The sequence below is a fragment of the Chryseobacterium sp. TQ-BC-N36 genome, assembly GCF_058382295.1.
The window spans coordinates 3,526,930-3,549,000 of sequence record NZ_CM178175.1 but is presented as its reverse complement, the minus strand read 5'-3'; the positions used below and the strand labels follow the sequence as shown (position 1 = coordinate 3,549,000).

The window sequence follows — 22,071 nt, the reverse complement described above, 5'->3', positions numbered from 1 at the left end:
AAAAGTACAGTGTACCTGTATATTTTCTTTATTATTTCTTTCTCACAATACATTGTACATCTTACATTGTACTTTGTACAGCACTTATCCATTCACAGATAGGATCATACAGGGTATCTATATTTCCTGCGCCTACCGTAAGAAGGATATCAAAATCTTTTTCTTTTATTTTTTCAAAAGCATCGGATAAAGTCGATACCTCTTTTTTATCTAATGTCACTTTTTCCAGCAGCCAGCTTGAAGTAATTCCCTCAAAATTCTCCTGAAGCTCTCTCGCAGGATAAATATCAAGCAGAATAAGTTCATCGGCTTTGCTTAAGCTTTCCGCAAATCCGTCTGCGAAATCTCTTGTTCTGCTGAAAAGGTGGGGCTGGAAGGCTACCAGAAGTTTTTTATCAGGATAAAATGTTCTGATTGAGCTCATTACAGCATTGATTTCTGTAGGATGGTGAGCGTAATCGTCAATATAAATTTTACCGTTTGGATAAATATGTTTGGTATATCTTCTTTTAATTCCTTTAAAATTGGCAATTGCTTTTTTCAGCGTATCAAAATCTGCGCCTAAATTATGCAGAATAGCCAGTGCTGCAGTAGCATTTTCCACATTATGAATTCCCGGGATTTCCCAGACAAAATCCTTTATCGTTTCTGTTGGGGTATGGAAATCAAAATAAATTTTATCATGGTCCATACGCAGGTTGTCTGAATAATAGTCCGCAGACTCATTAACGGCATAAGTCTGATGTCCTCTGCCGATTTCCAGCCCCTTTCTTATAAAAAGCTGTTTGTCTTCAGGCACTAAGGCTGCAAACTGTCTGAATCCTTCTTCAATATGGCTCTTATCTCCATAGATATCAAGGTGATCCGCATCTGTAGATGTCACGACTGCCCAGTCCGGAGAAAGGTTCAGGAAGCTTCTGTCATATTCATCTGCTTCTACTACAGAATAGGTAGAACCATTGTACAGGAAGTTGGATTTAAAGTTTTCAGAAATCCCTCCCAGAAAACATGAGAAAGGAAGATCTGCTTCTTTGCACAAATGGGCAACAAGGGTAGACGTGGTGGTCTTTCCGTGAGTGCCAGCTATGGCGATGCAGTCTGTATTTTCTGTAATTAATCCTAAAACTTTCGCTCTTTTCAGAACTTCAAACTGATTTTGGCTGAAATAATCCAGTATTCCAAGTGTTTTGATAGCAGGAGTATAGATGACGAGTGTATCTTCTTTCTGAAGAGAGGTTATTCTTTCATCAATAAGATCCTCAAAAACAATATCAATGCCTTCGTTCATCAGGTTCTGGGTAAGTTTTGTATTGGTTTTGTCGTAGCCCAATACTTTTTTCCCGGAGGCATTGAAATAACGCGCCAGTGCGCTCATTCCGATACCTCCGATTCCGACGAAGTAAAAAGTCTGATATGTTTGTAAAATGTTCATTTATATTTTAATCTTTAATGGCTCTTAACTAGTTCAGAGCTTTATTTTTAATATATTATAAGACTTCAATCACTGATATCCATGACTTGTTAACGGATTAAATTTTTAACAGAGTCAGGCTGAGCTTGTCGAAGCCTCTAATCTTTCATTCTATTTTTTGATAACATTGGTAATAAATCCCAGTTATCATTTATTATTGCTTCCTTCTTTTTTCTACTCCAACCTTTTGTTTTTCAAAGCTTATCGCTTGAGTAGCATCATTAAATTCATGGTAGAAAACAAGTTCTACGGGTTTTCTTGTATACGTGTAACTTTCAGGATTTAATCCGTCATTACGTTCATTAATTCTCCTTTCCAAATCATTGGTAAAGCCTGTATAATAAGAATTATCAGAACATTTTACAATGTATACATAATATATTTTCATTTATTCATTTGTGTTTGCTTACTGGCCCTTCGACAAGCTCAGGGTGACAGCTCTAATACTAACTGTCTTATTTTATGTAGGTCAGGCTGAGCTTGTCGAAGCCTTTCCTAATTATTTTATTACTTTAAAAATCTCGTCTACAATCTCTTTTGCGGCATTTGGCTTGGCAAAATAGGTAAGATTGTCAGACATTTCTTTTCTTATATTTTCATTCTCACAGATTTCTGATAATGTATTCCAGAATTTTTCCTGCATCTCAGAGTCTTTTACCATTCTGGCTGCATTCTTTTCAACCAGATTCATAGCATTTTTAGTTTGATGGTCTTCCGCTGCAAAAGGGAAAGGCACCAAAAGCACCGGTTTCTGTGCTACAGCCAGTTCTGAAATGGCAATAGCTCCTGCTCTGGAAACAATGATATCAGCGGCAGAATAGGCCAGTTCCATGTCTTTAATAAATTCTTTCAGATGAATTGAAGCTGGAAGCTGAAGGCTGGATGACAATTCTTTGTAATCCAGTTTTCCTGTTTGCCAAATTAACTGATACCCTTTTTCTTTCAGATTTTCAAGGTTTTCTTTCCATGCATTATTTAATGTTCTGGATCCTAAAGAACCACCTACTGAAAGAATGGTAAGTTTGTCTTTATCCAGTCCCATTTTCTCTTTTGCCTGAGCAGTATCCCGCATTCCTGAAATAATATTTTCACGAATCGGATTTCCCAGGAATTTTATTTTCTCTGCCGGAAAGCCATCTACTTTCGGATAAGCCGTGAAGACTGCTTTAGCTTTCTTGCTGAGGATTTTATTCGTTACCCCTGCATGGGCATTCTGTTCCTGAATGAAAATCGGAATTCCCATTTTGCTTGCTTCATAAAGTGCGGGTCCGCTGGCAAATCCTCCTGTTCCTACCGCAAAGTCAGGCGCAAAGTTTTTAATAATCCTTTTAGATTTGGACAGGCTTTTCAGAATCTTAAAAGGCAGTCCCAGATTGGAAAGTAAATTTCCTCTGTCAATTCCTGCGATATCAATGCCTTCAATTTTGTATCCTGCCTGTGGAACTTTTTCCATTTCCATTTTCCCGTTGGCACCAATGAACAAAAATTCTGCATCAGGAAATCTTTTTCTGATCTCATCAGCAATAGCGATGGCCGGGAAGATATGTCCTCCTGTTCCCCCGCCTGATAATAGTATTTTTAATTTTTTGTCCATTTTAAGCGATATCGTTTATTTCTGCTATACTTTGTTTTTTGCCCATTCCTTCTTCATCATAAATCTGAATTCTTGAGCTTATATTTAGAATAATACCTAACTGTAAATAAGTCACCAGCATTGAGGTTCCTCCATAACTGATCAAAGGCAGTGGCTGTCCTGTTACCGGGATCAGATTCACTGCTACAGCAATATTTACTGAAAGCTGAATAAAGATCATTACCCCGAGGCTGAGAACGAGCAACGATCCGAAGAATGCCGGCATCTTACTGGCGATCATAACGATCCTGATCATCATAATCAGGTATAAACTGATCAGAAAGGCTGCGCCTATCACCCCATATTCTTCTACAATGACTGCGAAAATAAAGTCGGAGGCAGACTGTGGAAGCATCTGTTTCAATGCACTTTTTCCCGGTCCCATTCCGGTAATTCCGCCATGTACAATAGCTGCTTTAGCCTGCATTACCTGATAGTTTTTTGCTTTTACGCTTTCATCATCTGTGTCTGCTGTTTTGGCTTTACTGGATGTAAATGTTTCGATACGGCTCATCCATGTATGAACACGGTTTCCTCCGATCAGATTGGTGTTCAGAGCAATCAGAAGGAAGAATACAATGGCTACAAATGATGCCGAGATAAAGCCCGCAATGTATTTCCAGTGAAGCTGTCCTATCACAAGAACTATCACAGAAACCATTAAAATCATTAATGCTGTGGAGCCGTTATCTTTGGCTACCAATACAAATACAAGCAGGATAGGTCCGAAGATATACATGATATTCTCTATCGGAAGTCTTTCCCTTGTGATCTTTTTGGTTAAATATCTGCACAGATAGATGATTAGCATTAAAAATGCAAATGATGAAGGCTGAAAAGAGATGGGGGTTCCAGGAATTTTCAGCCATCTTGAGGCACTGGCTCCATCAATGGTCTGGCCTGTAAACATGGTAACCACCAGGAGAATAATCATCAGGCCAAGCAGAATACTGCTGAGCTTTCCGATGTATTCATACTTTACGGTTCCTACCAGTCTCATAATACCCAATCCTAAGACTACAAAGAACATATGCTTGATAACGTGACCTGTTGTGGTCCCGTTATTGACAATGTATTCGAGATTTGAACTTGCAGAGTATACAGGGAAAATAGAGAAGATGGAGATCACAAGGATGACCATCCAAAGCACTTTATCGCCCTTTAGAAATTCAAATCTGCTTTCTGTGTTCTGTTCGTCCATAATTATTGTATTCATGTACTGATGTAAAATGTATTGATGAAACTGATGATCATTAATACGTTACTCCATTAGAACTTTTTACATTTTTATTTTAATACCTGTTGTTTAAACTGGCGTCCTCTGTCCTCGTAGCTTTTAAACAAGTCAAAGCTTGCGCAGCATGGAGACAGTAAGACTGTATCGCCTTTTTTAGCCAGAGATTTTGAAATTCTCACAGCTTCTTCCATGCTTGAAGTGTCATAAATAAATTCTTTTTTATCTTTAAAGAAATCGATGATCTTCTTGTTATCGACTCCAAGACAAACAATTGCCTTTACTTTTCTTTTGACTAAATCTTCAATTTCGGTGTAGTCATTTCCTTTATCTAATCCGCCAACAATCCATACGGTTGGTGTTTTCATGCTTTCCAAGGCATAATAAGTAGCATTTACGTTGGTTGCTTTGCTGTCGTTGATGTATTTTACGCCATCAATTTCTGTCACAAACTCCAGTCTGTGTTCTACGGCCTGGAATGTCATCAATGAATGTCTGATACTTTCGTTGTTGATTTCTAAAATCTTACCGGCAATTGATGCTGCCAGGCTGTTGGCTACATTATGATTTCCCAACAGAGACAATTCATCAACTTTCATTGAGAATTCGTCTTTCATTTTTACCACAATTTCATCTTCATTCACAAAACCTCCTTCCGGTAATTTCTCTTTTGTTGAGAAAGGAATCATTTTGGCTTTTATCTCAAGCTTTTCAAGAAGATTTTTGCTCATTTCATCATCTTTGTTGTAGATGAAGAAATTATCATTTTCCTGATTTTCAGTGATTCTGAATTTTGCCAAGGCATATTCTTCATAGTTGTAGTTGTACTGGTCCAGGTGATCCTGGGACAGATTCAGCAATAAAGAAATATAAGGTCTGAAATTCTGAATATCATCCAGCTGGAAAGAGCTTACTTCCAGTACATAATACTCATGGTTTTCATCTGCAACCTGCTTGGCAAAGCTATAGCCGATATTTCCTCCCAAACCTACATTCAATCCATCATTTTTCAGGATATAATAGATCAGGGAAGTTGTAGTTGTTTTTCCGTTGCTTCCGGTAATGGCGATAATTTTTGCATCTGTAAATTCAGAAGCAAATTCAATTTCAGAGGAAAGTCTGATTCCTTTTTCATGAATTTTATTGATAATTTCCGCCTTTTTTGGAATTCCGGGGCTTTTTACGATCCAGTCAGCATTTAAAATTCTTTCTTCGTCGTGATTTCCTTCTTCAAATTCAATTTCATTATCGGTAAGGAACTGCTTATAGTTATCCTTAATGGCTCCTTTATCTGAAAGAAATACTTCCAGACCTTTCTTTTTAGCCAAATAAGCAGCACCACATCCGCTTTCTCCACCTCCTAAAACAACTATTTTCATATTTATTCTTTTGTAAAATGTAAAATGTAAAACGTACAATGTATCTGGTGTCTTTTTACATCAATACTTTTTACTTTTTACAAAATTTATCTCATTTTTAATGTGATCAGACATACAATTGCCAGTATTACCCCGATGATGATCATTCTGTTCACGATTTTACTTTCGTGGAATCCTTCTTTCTGATAATGATGGTGTAATGGTGACATCTTGAACAGTCTATTGTTTTGGGCATATTCCAGCCCGTATTTTCTTTTTCGGTATTTGAAAACAACCACCTGAAGCATTACGGAAAGGTTTTCAATTAAGAATATTCCGCATAGTACAGGGATCAGCAATTCTTTTCTTAAAATAATGGCTAATACAGCAATCACTCCTCCCAACATCAAACTTCCGGTATCTCCCATGAAAACCTGTGCAGGATAGGTATTGTACCAGAAAAAACCTATTACAGCCCCTACCATTGCTACGGCAAAGATGGTGGTTTCCCCCATGTTTGGAAGGAACATGATATTGAGGTAATCTGCAAAGATGATGTTTCCGGAAAGGTAAGCGAAAAGGGCCAGCGTGAGCAGTATAATAGTACTTGTTCCTGCGGCCAGACCGTCAATCCCGTCTGTGATATTGGCTCCGTTTGAAACGGCTGTTACAATGAAAATTACGATAGGAATAAATACAACCCATGCCCACTCATGGGCATCTTTGTCATTCATCCAAAATAAAATTCCGCTGTAGTCGAATTCATTATTTTTTGCAAAAGGAACGGTGGAAACGGTAATTTTTTCTGTCGGCATAAAATTTTGCTCTACGTTATTTCTGTTGACCACCTTAGCATCTGCATATTTTCTTTTAACGGTGATGTCCGGATGAAAATACATGGTAATTCCGACAATCAGCCCTAGTCCAACCTGGCCTACAATTTTAAATTTACCACTTAAGCCGTCTTTATTTTTTTTGACTTTCTTTAAATAATCATCAAGGAAACCAATTGCTCCCATCCATAACATTGAAACCAGCAGCAGAACAATATACACATTGGTAATCCTGGTAAACAGCAATACCGGAATAATGGTTGCCAGAATAATGATAAGTCCTCCCATGGTAGGGGTTCCTTCTTTCTGTTTCTGGCCATCCAATCCAAGATCACGTACCAATTCACCCATTTGTTTTGTTCTCAGGTAATTAATGACTCTTTTTCCGTAGACAAGAGCAATAATCAATGAGAACAGTACAGCCATTCCGGCACGGAAGGAAATGTATTTCAACATTCCTAATCCCGGAACGTGGATTCCATGGTTGGTTAGATATTCGTATAGATAGTATAGCATGTTTCTGTTTTTTATTATTTAAAAATTTAATTTATTTAAAGATTTAAAGATTGGGCTTCTCCATATTTTCATTTAAATACTTAATGAAGTTTGATATGTTTGAAGAAACCTCTTTTGAAAGAGTAATGATTTCTTCAGCTTTATTTTGATCACCTAATTTTAATCTTTTACTTACAATCAGCATGCTTTTTACCTCAGCACAGCTGCCTTTTGCAATTTTTAAATATCTAATAAATTGTCTGTTATTATTATATTCTGAGCCTTCCGCAATATTATTGCTAATGGAAAAACTCGCTCTTTTTATCTGGTTATTAAATTCAAATTCTTTTTCAAAGCTTGGATTTTGAAGAAACTCATAAACTTTTTGAATAAGATCTAAACTTTTGATATATACTGGGAAATTTTCAAAATTCTTCGTCATCATCAAATTTTTAAATCATTAAATGAGTTTAATCTTTCAATCTATTTGCTCATTAATTTCCAGAGCTCATTAATTACTTCTTTGTCATCAAAATGATGTTTCACACCATTGATCTCCTGATAGGTTTCGTGGCCTTTTCCGGCGACCAAAACGATATCTTTAGGTTCTGCAAACTTGATGGCCATTTTTATGGCTTCTTTTCTGTCTGGAATTGAAGTGTATTTGCTGAAGTTCTGTGGTTCAACACCTGCTTCAATTTCTTTGATGATCTGTGCCGGATCTTCTGTTCTCGGATTGTCTGATGTGATGATTGCCAGAGTGGATTTTTTAGTGGCAATATTTCCCATTTCAGGTCTTTTGGAGTGGTCTCTGTCTCCTCCACAACCAAATACAGTGATTAATCTTTCGTTCTTGGTTCTGATATCGTTGATGCTGTCCAGAATGTTTTCCAAAGCATCCGGAGTGTGTGCATAGTCTACGATAAAGAAAATCCCCCCGTCGGATTTGAATGTTTCAAATCTTCCGGAAACTCTTTTTAATCTGCTGATGGCCTGAAGAATTTCATCCTGTTCAAAACCCAGTTCAGCAGCAATTCCGAAAACCAGAAGTAAATTGTATACATTGAATTTTCCGGTCAGTGTCGTCCAGAATTCTTTTCCGTTGAAGTTCAGCAGCATTCCGTTGAAATCAACTTCCAATAGTTTTCCGTGATAGTCTGCCATGGTTTTCAGGGCGTAAGACTTCTTTTTAGCCTTAGTATTCTGAAGCATGACATTGCCGTTCTTATCATCCACATTGGTGATGGCAATAGCCGTCTCTTCTAATTCGTCAAAGAATCTTTTCTTGGTTTTTAAATATTCTTCGAATGTTTTATGATAGTCTAAATGATCGTGGGTAAGGTTGGTGAAGCCTGCTATTTTGAAGTGCAATCCTTCAATTCTGTTCTGAGCAATCCCGTGTGAGCTTACTTCCATGAAAGCAAATTCACATCCTTTTTCTACGGCTTCAGCTAAAATCCTGTTGATGGTAATCACGTCAGGCGTAGTGTGGGTAGCCGGTATAATTTCTTCACCAATTCTGATTTCAACAGTAGAAAGTAACGCAGCAGGATAACCCAGATTTTTGAAAACATCAAAAAGAAGGGTAGAAACAGAGGTTTTTCCATTGGTTCCTGTAACACCTATCAGTTTCAGTTTCTGAGAAGGGTTTCCGTAAAAGTTCGACGCCAGGTGACCTAAGGCTTTAGACGAATCTTTTACCAAAATATAGGTTACATTTTCTGCCAATGTTTGAGGGAGTTCTTCGCAAACAACTGCTGCAGCCCCTTTTTCAATAGCAGATGCGATGAATGAATGACCATCCACTACAGTTCCTCTCATTGCAACATAAAGAGAACCTTCTGTAACCTTTCTGCTGTCGATCACCAATTCTGTAACCTCACGGCTGTTATCACCGTGAATTTCCAGTACTGGGATTCTGTTTACTAATTCTGTTATAATCATCTTTATCAATAAGGCTTTGCCTTATTTGGGTTTAAAATTGTCCTTACGGGCTTGTTTTTTAATTCTGCAGAGACAAATAAATTCTCTGGTTTTTACTGATCGTTGTGCCTTCCAGCGGGAATTGTTCTTTAATTCTTCCTACTCCTTTATAGTCGACACGATAGCCTAAGTTTTCCAATTGCGGGATCACGTTTTTCCCGATTAATCCCACTACATTAGGCATCTGTTTATCATTTACTGCTATTTTCACATTAGGCTCAACCATTTTACTCAGGTTTACCTTTTTGTCTACCAGCATTTCTTTTTCAATATTCTGTGGGGTCTTCAGGAATGTTTTTCCTGCAATTTCCTTAAACACCGGTGCTGAAACGGATCCTCCATAAAAGCCTTTTGCTGTATTGGGCTCACTGATCATTACATAACAGGTATATTTGGGTGCGTCAGCCGGATAAAATCCTGCGAATGAAGCACGGTATTTCATAGGGCCAGGCAGCCAGTACTCAAATCTTGCGGTTCCTGTTTTCCCTGCCATTTTCAGGTTGGGTGTAAAAATACTTCGTCCTGTTCCTTTTTCTACGGCTTTCGTTAAAGCACTGGTCATCATTTTAATCGCTTTTTCAGAAGCCATTTTGTTGACCATTACCTCAGGTTTTGCCTGATACATTACCTTTCCGTCTTTCATGATTTTATCGATGAATAAAGGCTTAAGCATTTTTCCTCCGTTAGCAACCCCATTGTAAAATGTTGTTAATTGAAGCAGGTTGATATTGGAAGAATATCCGTACGAAATAGAAGCAAGCGTTGCAGCGTTCCATCTTTTGTTTTCCGGTGTGACAATCTTTGGCTTTGTAATTCCCGGAAGTTCGATATCCATTTTGTCGAACAATTTCCAGCGTTTCAGATGATCAAGGAAAATCTGTGGCTTATCTGCATAATACTTTGTGATCAGTTTTGAAGTACCTACGTTACTTGATTTAGCCAAAACATCACTGATATCATAAGTTCCACCGCCATGACCGTCAGAGATTCTCTGTTTTGCATATACCCATACTCCGTTTCCTACGTTTACGGTTGTATTTTCGTCAATGAATCCGTCATCCATTGCTGCCAGAAGTGAAATGGTTTTAAAGGTGGATCCCGGCTCAATATTATCTTTCAGGGCATAGTTGTAGGAGTCTTCGTATTCTCCTGATTCCGTTCTTCTTAAATTAACAAGAGCACGTACTTTTCCGGTTTCAACTTCCATCACGATAACGGTACCATGTTTTGCTTCAAAATTAATTAACTGCTTCTCAAGAGCAGAGTGTGCAATATCCTGAATTCTAAGGTCTAAGGTGGTATAGACATCTTCTCCATCGACAGGTTCCTTAACTTTCCAGAAGTCAATGGGTTTCCATTGTGAAGAGTTAATTCTTTGCTCCAATCTTTTACCGTCTGTTCCAGTTAAATATTTTGAAAAGGCGCCTTCCAGTCCGGATTTAAATTCACCGTTATCCATACCGATGGTACCGGCCCCGATTTCTGAAGTAGCCAGTTCTCTTTTGTAATTTCTGTCAACGATGAATCCTCCTTTATTTTTACCTCTTTTGAAGATCGGGAACTTTCTGATCCTGTCATATTGATCAAAATCAAGACCTTTTACCAGGGTGTAATACTGGTTTTTCTTTTTCTTCTGTTCATCGAACTTCTGTCTGAATTCGCTTCTTGGTTTTCCGAACATTTTGCTCAGAGAATCGGTCAGCGCTCCGATATTGTTAGAGTACACCGTATCTTTCATTGTTTTGAAGTCAAGATAGATGTCATACCGCATTACAGTTGTGGCAAGAATAGAGCCGTCAGAAGCAAAAAGATTACCACGGGCGGCCTTTAAAGTGGCTTCGCGATAGTTTTTATTAATGTAATCATCTTTGATTTCCTGGACATTGGTATTCTGAAGGATGACAATTCTTGCCAAGAACATGACAAACACGCACAAAGCTACCACTGCAAAGAGGTAGCCCCATCGTAACGTTTTCTTACGTTTATTGTCGTATTCATTTTGCTTTTGCATCTGTACTGTCCAGTTTTATTAGCAATTTGTGAGGATGGTTTTCCAGGGTCATCAATGAATCCCGTGCAACCTCTTTCCCCAGCTCTGATTCCATTTTTACTTTGATCAGCTTACTCTGGGCGTAAGCGTTTCTTGATTTATATTCTTCTGTTTCTTCCTTTAAGGCGTTTACAATTTTAATTTTTTTATTGACGAGATGGTTCGTATAAATCATGGCCATCATCAGAACAAACAACAGGAGAAAATACTTGTAATGTATTTTGATCTCATCACGGTTCAGAAAGTTACCTTTTATAATATCTATAAAAGTGAGTCTTTTCTGGGGGCGATTTGTTGTTCTTTTTGCCAATTTATTATGTCAATTTGCTTTGCAGTGAATTTACTTCGTGTCAATAGTCAATTTTATTTTGCTTAATGATTCACTATTGACGATTCACTCATTCACATTTTATACTTTTATTCCTGTTCTCATCTTGGCACTTCTTGCTCTGGAGTTTTCTTCGATCTCCTTGTCATCAGGAATAATCGCTTTACTCTTAATCAATTCGAATGCCTTTTTATAATTTCCGTAGATATCTCTTTCCGGCTCTCCTTCGAACATTCCGTTTTTCAGGAATCTTTTTACCAAGCGGTCTTCTAAAGAGTGGTAAGAAATAACGACTAATCTTCCTTCCGGTTTCAATACATTGTAAGCCTGAACCAGCATTTCTTTTAATACTTCAAGTTCCTGGTTTACTTCAATTCTTATCGCCTGAAAAAGCTGAGCATAGAATTTATTAACCTTGTGAGGCGGAATATAGCTGAACAGTTTTTTCAGATCTTCCGTTGTTTCTATACTTTTTGTTTTTCTGTGATGAACAATTTCTCTAGCCAGTTTTCTTGCTTCTCTCAATTCTCCATAGTGATAGAAAAGATCTGCAAGCTCTTCTTCTTCATATTCATTGATCACTCTTTTGGCATCAAGATTCTGCATGACGTTCATTCTCATATCCAAAGGAGCATTGCTTCTTGTTGAGAAGCCTCTGTCTGCCTCGTCAAACTGATGAGACGACACCCCTAAGTCTGCCAAAACACCGTCTACCTGCGATACTCCATACATCAGCAATGAATTTTCCAGAAATCTGAAATTCTGATTGACCAATGTAAAGCGTGGATCATCAATTGTATTTTTAAGTGCATCCAGATCCTGATCAAAACTGAACAATCTTCCTTTGTCGGAAAGTCTGCTCAGGATTTCTCTTGAATGGCCTCCGCCTCCAAAGGTGCAGTCCACATATATTCCGTCAGGATTCGTCACCAAATCATCAACACTCTGCTTCAACAAAACGGGGTTATGATACATGCTTAATTGTGTTTTTTATTTAATAATAATCAATTAATAACCGCTACAGTTATTCTTCATCGAAAGAGCCCATCACATCTTCGGCAAGGCTTGCAAAATCAGCTTCATTGGTAGCAATTACCTTTTCATAGGCCTCTTTATCCCAAATCTCAAAGAGTTCTCCTGCGCTGGTGATCACAATATCTTTCTGAAGATTTGCGAAAACCGTAAGGTCTTTGGAGATCTGTAATCTTCCTGCATTATCCAACTCTACAGTCTTTACTCCTGCCGTAAACATTCGTATGAAATCAGCATTCTTTTTTATGAACCTGTTCAGTTTATTAATTTTACCCATCAGTTTGTCCCATGCATTCATAGGATAAACCTCCAGACAAGGTTGGAACACAGATCTTTTGACTACAAACGCCTTATCGTCGAAGTTTTCCATCTGTTTGATTAAAGATGAAGGAACTTTTAAGCGGCCTTTGTCGTCAATTTTACACTCATATGTCCCAATGAAATTTTTCATTTGGGACAAATTTATATAATAATTTCCAAAATTTCCCACTTTTTCCCACTTTTTGACTTAATGTTAATAAGTTTTATTAAAGATTGAATTTCAATAATGTAAAATACTGATATGAAGAGAGTTGTTGGAAGTGTTATTTAAGCCATAATAAAGCGGTTTTGAAAAAAAAAGTTAAAAAGGAGAATATTATATTATTTTTATCTTAAATTAGGATAATCAAAATTTTTTTGAGGTTTAATTTGTATTTTTGCAGGGCTTTATTAAGGCGTTTTATGATATTTAGTACAAAAAAAGAAAAGAAATATTCCTATGTAGAAGCGGGAGAAGGGCATCCATTAGTGCTGTTGCACGGGTTAATGGGTGGTTTGAGTAATTTCGATAAAATGGTAGATTTTTTTTCGGAAAGAGGGTTTAAGGTATTTGTACCACAGTTACCCATCTATGATCTGCCGGTACTCAATACGAATCTTACCACGATTGCAAAATATATTATCAAGTTCATAGAAAGTCATATTTCAGGCCCCGTAAGTATTGTAGGAAACTCGATGGGGGGGCACGTAGGGCTTATTCTGACTCTGGCAAGACCTGACCTGGTAAAAAATCTTGTTCTTACAGGAAGCTCCGGGCTATATGAAAGAACTTTCGGGGACAGCTTTCCGAGGAAAAACGACCGTTCCTATATCAGAAAGAAAACGGAAGAAGTTTTCTATGATCCGAAGATCGCAACGGAAGACCTTGTAGACGAAGTTTTCAGTGTGGTAAATGACAGAATGAAAGGAATAAAAACGGTAATGCTGGCCAGAAGTGCCATCAAACACAATATGCTGAATGATCTTCCGAAGATCCTTACTCCCACATGTCTGATCTGGGGGAAACAGGATAATGTAACACCTCCTGAGGTGGCAGAAGATATGCACAAGTTCATTCCCAATTCCGATTTATTCTGGATAGATCACTGCGGTCATGCAGCCATGATGGAAAAGCCGGATGAGTTCAATGAAATCCTGTACAACTGGATAAAAGATAAAGTTTAAATACATTATAAATGACCATTAAGAGCTTTTCTTAATGGTTTGTTTTTCTAAAATACATTCAAAATGATTATCAAGACAGCAGAGTTTGTAAAGAGTAGCGGAAAATGGCAGGAATGTCCTGAACCCAATATTCCTGAATATGCTTTTATCGGGAGATCAAACGTAGGAAAGTCATCACTGATCAATGCAATGATGAACCATAAAGATCTTGCCAAAACATCACAAACCCCCGGAAAGACCCAGCTGATCAATCATTTTTTAGTGAATGAAAGCTGGTATCTAACCGATTTGCCGGGGTATGGGTATGCAAAGGTTTCAAAAGTTCAGCGAAAGGATTTTGAGAAGCTGATCACCAACTATATCCTGAACAGAAGAAATCTGGTAAATCTTTTTGTCCTTGTGGATGTGAGGCATACCCCTCAGAAAATTGATATGGAATTTATCCAATGGTGTGGTGAAAGTGGGATCCCATTTTCTATTGTCTTTACTAAGGCAGATAAGCTAAAACCTAATGCCGTTATTAAAAATGTTGAAGACTATAAAGCTGAGCTGCATAAAACATGGGAAGACCTTCCTGAGTTGTATATTACATCCGCAGAAAAGAAAGAGGGAGGAGATAAAATTCTTGATTTTATTGAAAAGACCAATGACTTTTTAACACTTAATAATATAAGTTTCGATGAGTAATATTGTCTGGAAGATCAAAACATTTGATGAGTTCACGGTTCCGGAATTGTACGCTGTACTGAAAGCCCGTGTAGATGTTTTCATCATTGAACAGAACTGTCCTTATCCTGATCTGGATAATGATGACCAGAAAGCAGTCCACATCTGGGCGGAAGAGGATGGTCAGGTTTTAGCTTACTGCCGTGTATTTGATAAAGGAATAAAGTATGATGAAACTTCTATTGGCAGAGTACTGACCACTGAACAGGCAAGGGGAAAAAATCTGGGAAAACAGCTGATACAATATGCGGTAGAAACCATAGAAAACCGTTTTCATACTTCTGAAATCAGAATATCAGCACAGGATTATCTGTTGAGATTTTACAGCGGATTCGGTTTTGAAGATACAGGGAAGAAGTATCTGGAAGATGATATTCCCCATACGGAAATGATAAGAAAATAGATAAAAGCGAGGAAATATATTCTTCGCTTTTTTGATTGTGAAATATATTGATGTGTTTTTTATTTTCCTGTAATCGCTTTTAGAATGACCGGTTCCAGATTGGAGGGAAGATCTGCGGATTTGATCTGGTAATTTTTAATTTTCATTTCCTTGAACCACTTTTTCCAGTATTCTTTAATAACAGCTTCTTCGAAAGGATTTCCTTTTTCAGGATTAATGCCGAGAACAATTACTTCTAAATTTTTGAGATCCTCATTAGCTTTAACAAATCCATAGCCATTTTTTTCAATGGTTTCTTTAAAACCAGAGGTTGTTAAGTTGTTAGCTTTTATAAGTTTGGTTGTTAAATAGGATGTTTTATATGAATTTTCTTTTTTTTCATCAAACCTTGTGTTTTCATGATACATATAGCCGTCTGTCAGAATGAACAGAATATTTCTGCGATCGTCTTTTATGCAATAATCCTTTACCTTATTTTTGAAAAACTCCCAGATATCGGATCCAATATATTTCCCGTCCTTAATGGCAGACTGATAAATGCTTGATGGTAATTCTGAATATTTTTTATCCACAGAATTAAAATAGCTTTTTGGAGTATCTTTATTGAAGGAAACTTTCAGTTCTTTTGTGAGTTCGTTCATCTTTGGATCTGAAGGTTCCGGATTGAAGAAAACCTGCATCTGATCATCATAGGTGATGATTCTTTTTGATTTAATATGGTTTAAAAATCCTTTTTCAATGGCTTTGATATATTCCATATCCCGTTGGTAATATTCCATTGTGGGATTGGGATGGACTGTCGGATCAATCCTGTCTGAAAGATCAATTAAAATGCTGACATTGATATTGTTTGAGTCGGCTTTAGGCGGGCAATTTGTACAAGGAGGAGGCGGAGTCTTTTTACAACAGGAAGCTAAAGAAATAATCATTAATAAATAGAAGATTTTTTTCATGATAGTAATTATAAAGATGATAAATACACTAAATTTTGATTGTCAGAATTAGCCCCCACAGCTTCCAGGCTGGTATTGTAGGTAGCAATACAGTCATCAATCATTGTTTGTTTTTCTGTCCTTGATACGGCTATTTTTTCACCTATAAAGGTGATCCAGCCCTGAACATATTCCGAAGCATATAATTTGTAATCTTTGGTAGGAATGATGACTCCGTCAATAATATTCTGAAGCTCCTCGATTCTGCCCCGTGTTTTGATAATGGTTTCTTTTATATTTCCGATCCCGGCAAGAATTTCCTCAATTTCCTTTTTCAGAACGTTTATTTTATCCTGAAAGAATTCAATCCTTTTCTGTCTGATTTCCTGTTCATTTCTGATCTTATCTTTTTCTCTGTGCTCTTTCATGACGAAATCGAAAACCACTCCCCAGATAATATACACGATAAACCCTGCGAAAATAATTCCCCAAAACTGAATCTTGGTAAAAGCAATTGTAAGATCAAATGGCGGTGAATCAAAAGTTTTGTTCAGCTCATAGAGTTTTGATTCAATTTCATAAGCTAAAATAGAGTCAAAGACAAAGGTTACTATAAATAATAATCCGAGCTTGATGTAATTCGCTCCTGTTTTATTCTCCCAAAACATATGAATCAGATAGCCTAATCCAAGAAAGACAAACGGAATCAGGGTTACAAATGCCCCTTCAATAACTCCTTCATCCCATGCTTTGCTGAAAGCCTGCGCATCCAGAACACTTTGGATAATAGTACTTTTTGCATCAAAGCTTTTAAAGAAAGCTGAATAAGAAGTGGAAATATAAAAAGTGGTTAAATATAAAGTAATGGGAATAAGAATGATCAGGCCGATCCAGAATTTTGCAGAAGCTCCTTTTGTTGCTTTTACGTTGTATTTTTCGGGATTTCTTGGAAGATCAAGAACCTCTGCCTTTAAAATTTCAATGCTGTGCTGATGGTTTTCAATTTCTGTGTTTTTATTTTTCAGCTGTTCCTCTTTCGTCTCCTGTGATACTGTGAGTGCCTTAATTTCAGTTTCCCTGTTTTTCTGTTCATTGACGTAGGATTCTTTAAGTTTTTGCTGTTTCTCTACCATTTCTTTTTCTTCATTCTGAAATTTCGAATAAACGGCATCCAGGCAAATCGACAGGGTAGAGTGGTTTCCGTTGGTTCGTGAGCTATCCCTGTAGCCTGATTCGTGGTAGGTTCTTTTTCGGGTTTCTTCAGAGGATTCGTTGTCCGGATCTGTTTCGTTTTTGAAGACCGGTTCCTGTTTGGGTTCTATCGGAACGGATTTTAGTTTAAATAAATTTTTTATGCTGGTGGTATCCATGATCGTTAATTTTTTAATTCATATAAAATTTCGTTTTTGTTTTTTCCGATTTTTACGGCTTCTATCAGATAATCTACAATTGCTGTTGCGTTTTCTTCCAGGAAGCCAAACATCAGAACATATTTTTGCATGGCAGAATATTCGTCCGGAGAAACGATACCGTCAGCCCAGATCATGACAGTGAGATCATAGAGATAATCCACTTTTTCTTCAATCGTTTGCGGAACCAATGATTTTAGATTGATCGGGTTTAAAAGGATCTCGTCCAAGTTTTTTGATGAGATACCTCTTTCTTCTGCACATTTGTAAAGCATTTTCAGCTCTAATGCACTGAAATCATCATCACAGATTGCCATTTGATACAGCCTTAAAAAATGGGCTTTGAGGTTTTCTGTTATTTGATTGTTTTCCATGATGGTTATTCTTGTTTTGTTGTTTTAGGATTAATAATTCTGTCTCTGGAAACAGTTCTTTGGTGTATAGGAGGTGAAGGCTCTGATGTTTCTTCGGCAGTTTCTTCTTCTTTTTTTGTATGCTCTTTTCTTTCTATGAAGTTAATGAGTAAGAATAAAGCACCCGTTATCGTATCTATCGGGATCCAAATGCTTTTCCGGTACAGATAAATAGGGAAAACGGGATTGAAAAGAATGAGGATAATCAGAAAAATTATACTGGAATAGTGCTGCCCGGAACTCAGCGTATGGTATAAAACCAGTAAAGCTCCAAGGGAAACAAGAATTCTGAGGAAAGTATAATATTCTATAGGAAGTTTGAAAATACCCGCGAAACAGCATAGCGCACAGAAAGTGAGAAATGGTTTCATGATTTTGATTATTTTACGTCTTTAATGGAAACATATCCTTTTTTACCGTTTGATTTAATCTGTACCTTATACCATGATCCTTCCTTTGAAAGCTTTATCAGCTGGGTGCCCTTAGGTAGTGTTGTTATTACTTTTGATGTAGGGGTAGGTCTCTCATACATATTTATCGCTGCAATGCCTGCAATGTATCTGTTGTTGGTGTTAACATTAACCGTTACCTCATCGATAAAAACTTTGGGAGGTTTTCCGGAGTGGGTTTTCGAAGACCGGTAAGAATCTGGTGATTTGTGTTTTTTAGACCTGCTTTTAGCATGGTCGTCTGAAGATGATTTTCTTCCGGAAGATCCACCGCGGCAGACCCCACAGGTTCCTCCACTGCTGCAGTGTCCACAGCCTGAGCAATTTGAACAGGCCGTACAGTAGGCGGAGCCTGTACACCTTCCGCCATGTCCTATATTATCATTGGCTTTAAAGCAGGAATTGAAGAGAAATATGCTGAAGGTAAGTATGATGAATGGAATCAGTTTTTTCATGTTTTGAATATTAATAGTGAATTGATTTTGGACTTCAGATGAAGTTTTCATTCATAGAGATTTCTCTCATAGCCTGTATTTTTATTTGATCATTGGCATTTCTGTACTGTCGGAGAGCACTTGATAAGGCAAGCATAAATGTTTCAGCTTCTTTATAGCTGATACGCAGTGAATAGCTTTTGTTTTGGACTATCAGTTCAAGACTTCCTCCTCTTGTGTTGTGTGAAATCAATTTGCAGAAAGGGATTTGGAAACTCTTACCTCCGGCATTGAAAACAATTCTTGAGCTGGTAAGATACAGTGTTCCAGGATGGGTTTCCCTTACATTTTCTTTTACGGGGCGGTACCTTCCGCCGCCAATTCTTGCATTGACTCCTTTCATAACCCTGAAAGAAACACCGGTACTTGTGCGTGAATATCCTGCATGAACCAGTTTGTTTTCAATGAGGGTTGCATGAACATTCAAATAACATTGTTCATCTCTGCTTAAGGCTATGGAAGGATTGTAAACAACCGGAAAAATACCGTGATCAAGATTCCATAGTAACTTGGCATGCCGCAAGCTTTTAATTTTTCGGTGAGAAAGAAAGGCTGTAATACTCTGATGGTCAATTTTCAGATTTCTTGTCGCCTGTTTCAGCTCTGTTTCTTTTATTGGAGAAAGGCGGTTATCTGATATCTTTTCTTCAAGTATTCTGTTGAATAATGAAAAAGCGATTTTATTTTTGATCTCTCCTGCTTTATTTAACGGGAATTGAAGAAAGTTAGCCATGTTTGTAATTTGCTGTTCTTCTAAATCAGTCAGTACATGGTCTGCATAACATTTCTGCACCAGGTTTTTAACCGTTTTTTCCGAAATCCTGTTTTTTTCAAAGAATATTTGCTGATCAGATAAGTTGAAATATACCTTAATCTCATTTAGTTTAGCTATTTTGCTCTGGGTGAGAGTGAAATCTGAAATTGCAGTGCATAAAGTATTGTAGTAAATTTTTCTTCCGAATTTTATTTTTTGCTTATCACTTATTATTTTTTTGTGGTTCAATACATTTTGCTGATAGGTGGGTAAAATAGTATGAAGTTCAGAGTAATTGATAGACCGCAAGACTTTATGGGTTCCCGAAAGATTGATCTTCATTGTTTTTCTTACGATATAATCCCCAGTGATCGGAACCAGAAAAGCCGTTAAAATTAACAGTATAATTGAAGCGCCAAAACTTTGTTCTATTAATAAACCCAACGAAGTAAAAAGGAATACAGCACCCAGCATCCATCGCACAACTTTCAGAATGATAAAAAAAGTTTTCATGGTGAGTAATTTTTAGGCATAGTTTTCCAGTGTCTGATGAAGCTGGTTCCTGTAGTTATAGATTTCGTCAAGAGTATTTAATAAAACCTTTTCACCAGCTTCCTTTCCGTTGTGGAAAGTTTCCAGATATTTATTCGTTGTATTAAAATGCAGTCGGCAAAGCGGTTTTCTGTTGTTGTCATCCAACAGGATTCCGAAGTAGGATAAAGTATCCCGGTAGGCAATTCTTGAAGAAGGAATTTTCTCTCTCAAAATCGCTTTGACAATCTGAAAACCTTCCAGCTCTTCTTCTGTGGTAACGATTTTAGAATCATTATTTTGATCAATAGGCTGTGATGTTTTCACATCGTCTTCCTTTTTTTCTATCTGTTCATTGATGCTCAGTGCAGACTTTAACCGGAAACTGATCGATTCATTAATAGAAGTCGTCAATGCCTTTTTAGCATATTCTTTGAAAGAAATCATTCTGTTGGCTGTTAAAGGCTTTTCAAAGAAACGGTTCACCAGAAGTTTTACCAATTCATCAGATGGGTTTTCAATTTCTTTTTCGAATTCTTTTCTGATGGCTTTGATATACTTTAATGCTTCTGCAGAATCAAGAATGCTTTCAAGGTTATAGTCTTTCTTGGTGAAACTTTCCAGGATTTTGATAGAACTGTCTTTCAGGTCTTCAATATTGATGGTGAAAAACGGTTTTTCATCCATAATATTGGGTTTTTCCAGATCTGTATAAAAGTTATAAACGATACCATTGGTCAACACACCGAACCTCGTTTTCGAAACATGATAATACCTGTGAAGCTGTGAATTATGGGCATCTGCACTTTCCTTCCAGTGCTTGCATTCGATAATGAAGATAGGTTCATCATTATTTTTGATCACATAATCTACTTTTTCTCCTTTTTTAGTTCCGATATCACAGACATGCTCGGGAACCACTTCCGTAGGATTGAAAATATCATAGCCCAGGATTTGTATGAAAGGCATCACAAAGGCATTTTTTGTGGCTTCTTCCGTACCGATCTGTTCCTTAAGGCCCGTTACTTTCTGATGCAGCTGCTCCAATTTAATTTTAAGATCCATAGTTTTATTTTTTTAAAGTTTCATCAATGATTTCTGCTGTCAGAGCATTTGATTTTACAGAGGCAATACCATTCTCCATTCCGGACTTTGAACTGTACATCTGGCTGTTTCCGATAATTTCACCGTTTCTTGCTTTTAACACGAAATAGTCTTTTCCATTTTTTGCAAGTCTTCTGTCGTACCTTGAAAGATCCTGAGAATTGACTTTTACAGATTCGATGCCTTTCTGACAGGATGCTTTCTGGATATATCCTTCACTGGTCAGAATGATTTCACCGTTTCCGGCTTTAAGATTGAACTGATACTCTTTGTTGATTCTCTGTGTGATTACGAATTTTCCCATGATTAATTTTATTTATTTTTAATAAATCTCTCTGAAATCTCTGTTTCATTAAGAATTTGTTGATTCGGTAAAATGATTTGAATTTCTCCGCAAGGATTCTCTATGATATAAGCTCCGGATCTGCAGTTTTGAAAACGATATTTAAAAGCTTTTAATCCTGAAATAAATCCTTCGTGTATTGTTTTTTCATAGACGTGTCTGGAGCAGCTGGTTTTGAAAATACATTTTCTTCTTTTTGATGGGGGAACCAGCCAATAAATTTTAATAAGAAGAACTAATAGGTTTTTCATTTTCTTTTTTACTGAAAACTATCATCTGATAAGAAGTCATATAACCAGGTTTGACTGTATTTCCAAAACATCCTTCGACTGGCTGGATATAAGTAGAGACACTTTCCAGTCTTATATATTCCCAGCCATCATTGGTATGAACTTTTATTAAATTATCTAGTTGTTCTGCAATATTTTTTGAACTCATATTTTGTTGATTGGCAGTTGCAACAAACGGTATTACTTTGTATTCCATAGTTGATTATTATTTTATACTCCAAAAATATGAGCATTAAATTTTGGTCTGTTACGGAAAACCGTAAAACGGGCAAAAAATAAAAAAACCTTTCAAAAATTTGAAAGGCTGTATGTAAAATGAAT

The 22,071-nt window shown here is 37.0% G+C and carries 24 protein-coding genes and 1 pseudogene; 3 read left to right on the top strand and 22 right to left on the bottom strand.

Features of this window, described 5'->3' with window-relative positions; genetic code table 11:
• Positions 1–61: 61 nt before the first annotated feature.
• The 12 genes and pseudogenes from murC to mraZ form a co-directional block, all read right to left on the bottom strand.
• Positions 62–1,432, bottom strand: coding sequence for a UDP-N-acetylmuramate--L-alanine ligase (gene murC / locus AC3FI7_RS15810; protein WP_491460477.1), 1,371 nt, complete (start codon positions 1,430–1,432; stop codon positions 62–64).
• 137 nt (positions 1,433–1,569) lie between these two features.
• A pseudogene (locus tag AC3FI7_RS15805) lies at positions 1,570–1,859 on the bottom strand (GIY-YIG nuclease family protein).
• Between the two features lie 111 nt (positions 1,860–1,970).
• Positions 1,971–3,065 carry an undecaprenyldiphospho-muramoylpentapeptide beta-N-acetylglucosaminyltransferase gene (gene murG / locus AC3FI7_RS15800; RefSeq protein WP_491460476.1) on the bottom strand — a complete coding sequence of 365 codons (1,095 nt, stop codon included), beginning with the start codon at positions 3,063–3,065 and terminating at the stop codon, positions 1,971–1,973.
• Between the two features lies 1 nt (position 3,066).
• Entirely contained in the window at positions 3,067–4,320 is a 1,254-nt protein-coding gene (locus tag AC3FI7_RS15795; RefSeq protein ID WP_228451215.1) for an FtsW/RodA/SpoVE family cell cycle protein, read from the bottom strand.
• Positions 4,321–4,391: 71 nt separating this feature from the next.
• On the bottom strand, positions 4,392–5,717 hold the full coding sequence (murD, locus tag AC3FI7_RS15790) for a UDP-N-acetylmuramoyl-L-alanine--D-glutamate ligase (protein ID WP_491460475.1): 1,326 nt from the start codon (positions 5,715–5,717) through the stop codon (positions 4,392–4,394).
• Between the two features lie 86 nt (positions 5,718–5,803).
• On the bottom strand, positions 5,804–7,045 hold the full coding sequence (gene mraY / locus AC3FI7_RS15785; RefSeq protein WP_491460474.1) for a phospho-N-acetylmuramoyl-pentapeptide-transferase: 1,242 nt from the start codon (positions 7,043–7,045) through the stop codon (positions 5,804–5,806).
• 43 nt (positions 7,046–7,088) lie between these two features.
• Positions 7,089–7,466 (bottom strand): four helix bundle protein, encoded by a 378-nt coding sequence (locus AC3FI7_RS15780; protein WP_142723711.1) that lies wholly within the window; start codon positions 7,464–7,466, stop codon positions 7,089–7,091.
• Between the two features lie 41 nt (positions 7,467–7,507).
• Positions 7,508–8,968: a UDP-N-acetylmuramoyl-L-alanyl-D-glutamate--2,6-diaminopimelate ligase gene (locus tag AC3FI7_RS15775; protein WP_491460473.1), complete on the bottom strand. Its 1,461-nt coding sequence runs from the start codon at positions 8,966–8,968 to the stop codon at positions 7,508–7,510.
• Between the two features lie 58 nt (positions 8,969–9,026).
• A complete protein-coding gene (locus AC3FI7_RS15770) occupies positions 9,027–11,018 on the bottom strand; it encodes a penicillin-binding transpeptidase domain-containing protein (protein WP_142723660.1) in 1,992 nt (663 codons plus the stop codon).
• On the bottom strand, positions 11,002–11,367 hold the full coding sequence (locus AC3FI7_RS15765; RefSeq protein WP_002981890.1) for an FtsL-like putative cell division protein: 366 nt from the start codon (positions 11,365–11,367) through the stop codon (positions 11,002–11,004). Before AC3FI7_RS15765 ends, AC3FI7_RS15770 begins: the two co-directional genes overlap by 17 nt.
• Before the next feature lie 99 nt (positions 11,368–11,466).
• A complete protein-coding gene (rsmH, locus tag AC3FI7_RS15760) occupies positions 11,467–12,360 on the bottom strand; it encodes a 16S rRNA (cytosine(1402)-N(4))-methyltransferase RsmH (RefSeq protein WP_142723661.1) in 894 nt (297 codons plus the stop codon).
• 49 nt (positions 12,361–12,409) lie between these two features.
• On the bottom strand, positions 12,410–12,868 hold the full coding sequence (gene mraZ / locus AC3FI7_RS15755) for a division/cell wall cluster transcriptional repressor MraZ (protein WP_110011282.1): 459 nt from the start codon (positions 12,866–12,868) through the stop codon (positions 12,410–12,412).
• A 272-nt stretch (positions 12,869–13,140) separates the two neighbouring features.
• On the opposite strand from mraZ, the gene AC3FI7_RS15750 reads away from it, so the two are divergent.
• The 3 genes from AC3FI7_RS15750 (at position 13,141) to AC3FI7_RS15740 (ending at position 15,031) form a co-directional block, all read left to right on the top strand.
• Complete coding sequence (locus tag AC3FI7_RS15750; RefSeq protein ID WP_142723662.1) at positions 13,141–13,902, top strand: alpha/beta fold hydrolase; 762 nt, start codon at positions 13,141–13,143, stop codon at positions 13,900–13,902.
• A gap of 63 nt (positions 13,903–13,965) precedes the next feature.
• Positions 13,966–14,589, top strand: coding sequence for a ribosome biogenesis GTP-binding protein YihA/YsxC (yihA, locus tag AC3FI7_RS15745; RefSeq protein ID WP_142723663.1), 624 nt, complete (start codon positions 13,966–13,968; stop codon positions 14,587–14,589).
• Positions 14,582–15,031 carry a GNAT family N-acetyltransferase gene (locus AC3FI7_RS15740; protein ID WP_491460472.1) on the top strand — a complete coding sequence of 150 codons (450 nt, stop codon included), beginning with the start codon at positions 14,582–14,584 and terminating at the stop codon, positions 15,029–15,031. The genes yihA and AC3FI7_RS15740 overlap by 8 nt, the downstream gene beginning before the upstream one ends.
• Positions 15,032–15,090: 59 nt before the next feature.
• Here AC3FI7_RS15740 and AC3FI7_RS15735 read toward each other — a convergent pair whose 3' ends face one another.
• From AC3FI7_RS15735 to AC3FI7_RS15690, 10 genes are read right to left on the bottom strand one after another with little or no spacing between them, the layout of a single operon-like run.
• Positions 15,091–15,984, bottom strand: a complete 894-nt coding sequence (locus AC3FI7_RS15735) for a hypothetical protein (RefSeq protein WP_491460471.1) — start codon at positions 15,982–15,984, stop codon at positions 15,091–15,093.
• An 8-nt stretch (positions 15,985–15,992) separates the two neighbouring features.
• A complete protein-coding gene (locus AC3FI7_RS15730) occupies positions 15,993–17,333 on the bottom strand; it encodes a beta-carotene 15,15'-monooxygenase (protein ID WP_491460470.1) in 1,341 nt (446 codons plus the stop codon).
• A gap of 5 nt (positions 17,334–17,338) precedes the next feature.
• Positions 17,339–17,746: a hypothetical protein gene (locus AC3FI7_RS15725; protein WP_142723667.1), complete on the bottom strand. Its 408-nt coding sequence runs from the start codon at positions 17,744–17,746 to the stop codon at positions 17,339–17,341.
• A gap of 5 nt (positions 17,747–17,751) precedes the next feature.
• Positions 17,752–18,156, bottom strand: coding sequence for a DUF6804 family protein (locus AC3FI7_RS15720; RefSeq protein ID WP_491460469.1), 405 nt, complete (start codon positions 18,154–18,156; stop codon positions 17,752–17,754).
• Positions 18,157–18,164: 8 nt separating this feature from the next.
• Positions 18,165–18,689 carry an SH3 domain-containing protein gene (locus AC3FI7_RS15715; protein WP_172617025.1) on the bottom strand — a complete coding sequence of 175 codons (525 nt, stop codon included), beginning with the start codon at positions 18,687–18,689 and terminating at the stop codon, positions 18,165–18,167.
• A 34-nt stretch (positions 18,690–18,723) separates the two neighbouring features.
• Positions 18,724–19,995, bottom strand: a complete 1,272-nt coding sequence (locus tag AC3FI7_RS15710; protein WP_491460468.1) for a hypothetical protein — start codon at positions 19,993–19,995, stop codon at positions 18,724–18,726.
• A 12-nt stretch (positions 19,996–20,007) separates the two neighbouring features.
• Entirely contained in the window at positions 20,008–21,078 is a 1,071-nt protein-coding gene (locus AC3FI7_RS15705; protein WP_142723671.1) for a type I restriction endonuclease, read from the bottom strand.
• 4 nt (positions 21,079–21,082) lie between these two features.
• Positions 21,083–21,421, bottom strand: a complete 339-nt coding sequence (locus AC3FI7_RS15700) for a YegP family protein (protein WP_142723672.1) — start codon at positions 21,419–21,421, stop codon at positions 21,083–21,085.
• A gap of 8 nt (positions 21,422–21,429) precedes the next feature.
• Complete coding sequence (gene yidD, locus AC3FI7_RS15695; RefSeq protein WP_142723673.1) at positions 21,430–21,711, bottom strand: membrane protein insertion efficiency factor YidD; 282 nt, start codon at positions 21,709–21,711, stop codon at positions 21,430–21,432.
• Positions 21,683–21,946, bottom strand: a complete 264-nt coding sequence (locus tag AC3FI7_RS15690) for a hypothetical protein (protein WP_142723674.1) — start codon at positions 21,944–21,946, stop codon at positions 21,683–21,685. The genes yidD and AC3FI7_RS15690 overlap by 29 nt, the downstream gene beginning before the upstream one ends.
• Between the last annotated feature and the right edge of the window lie 125 nt (positions 21,947–22,071).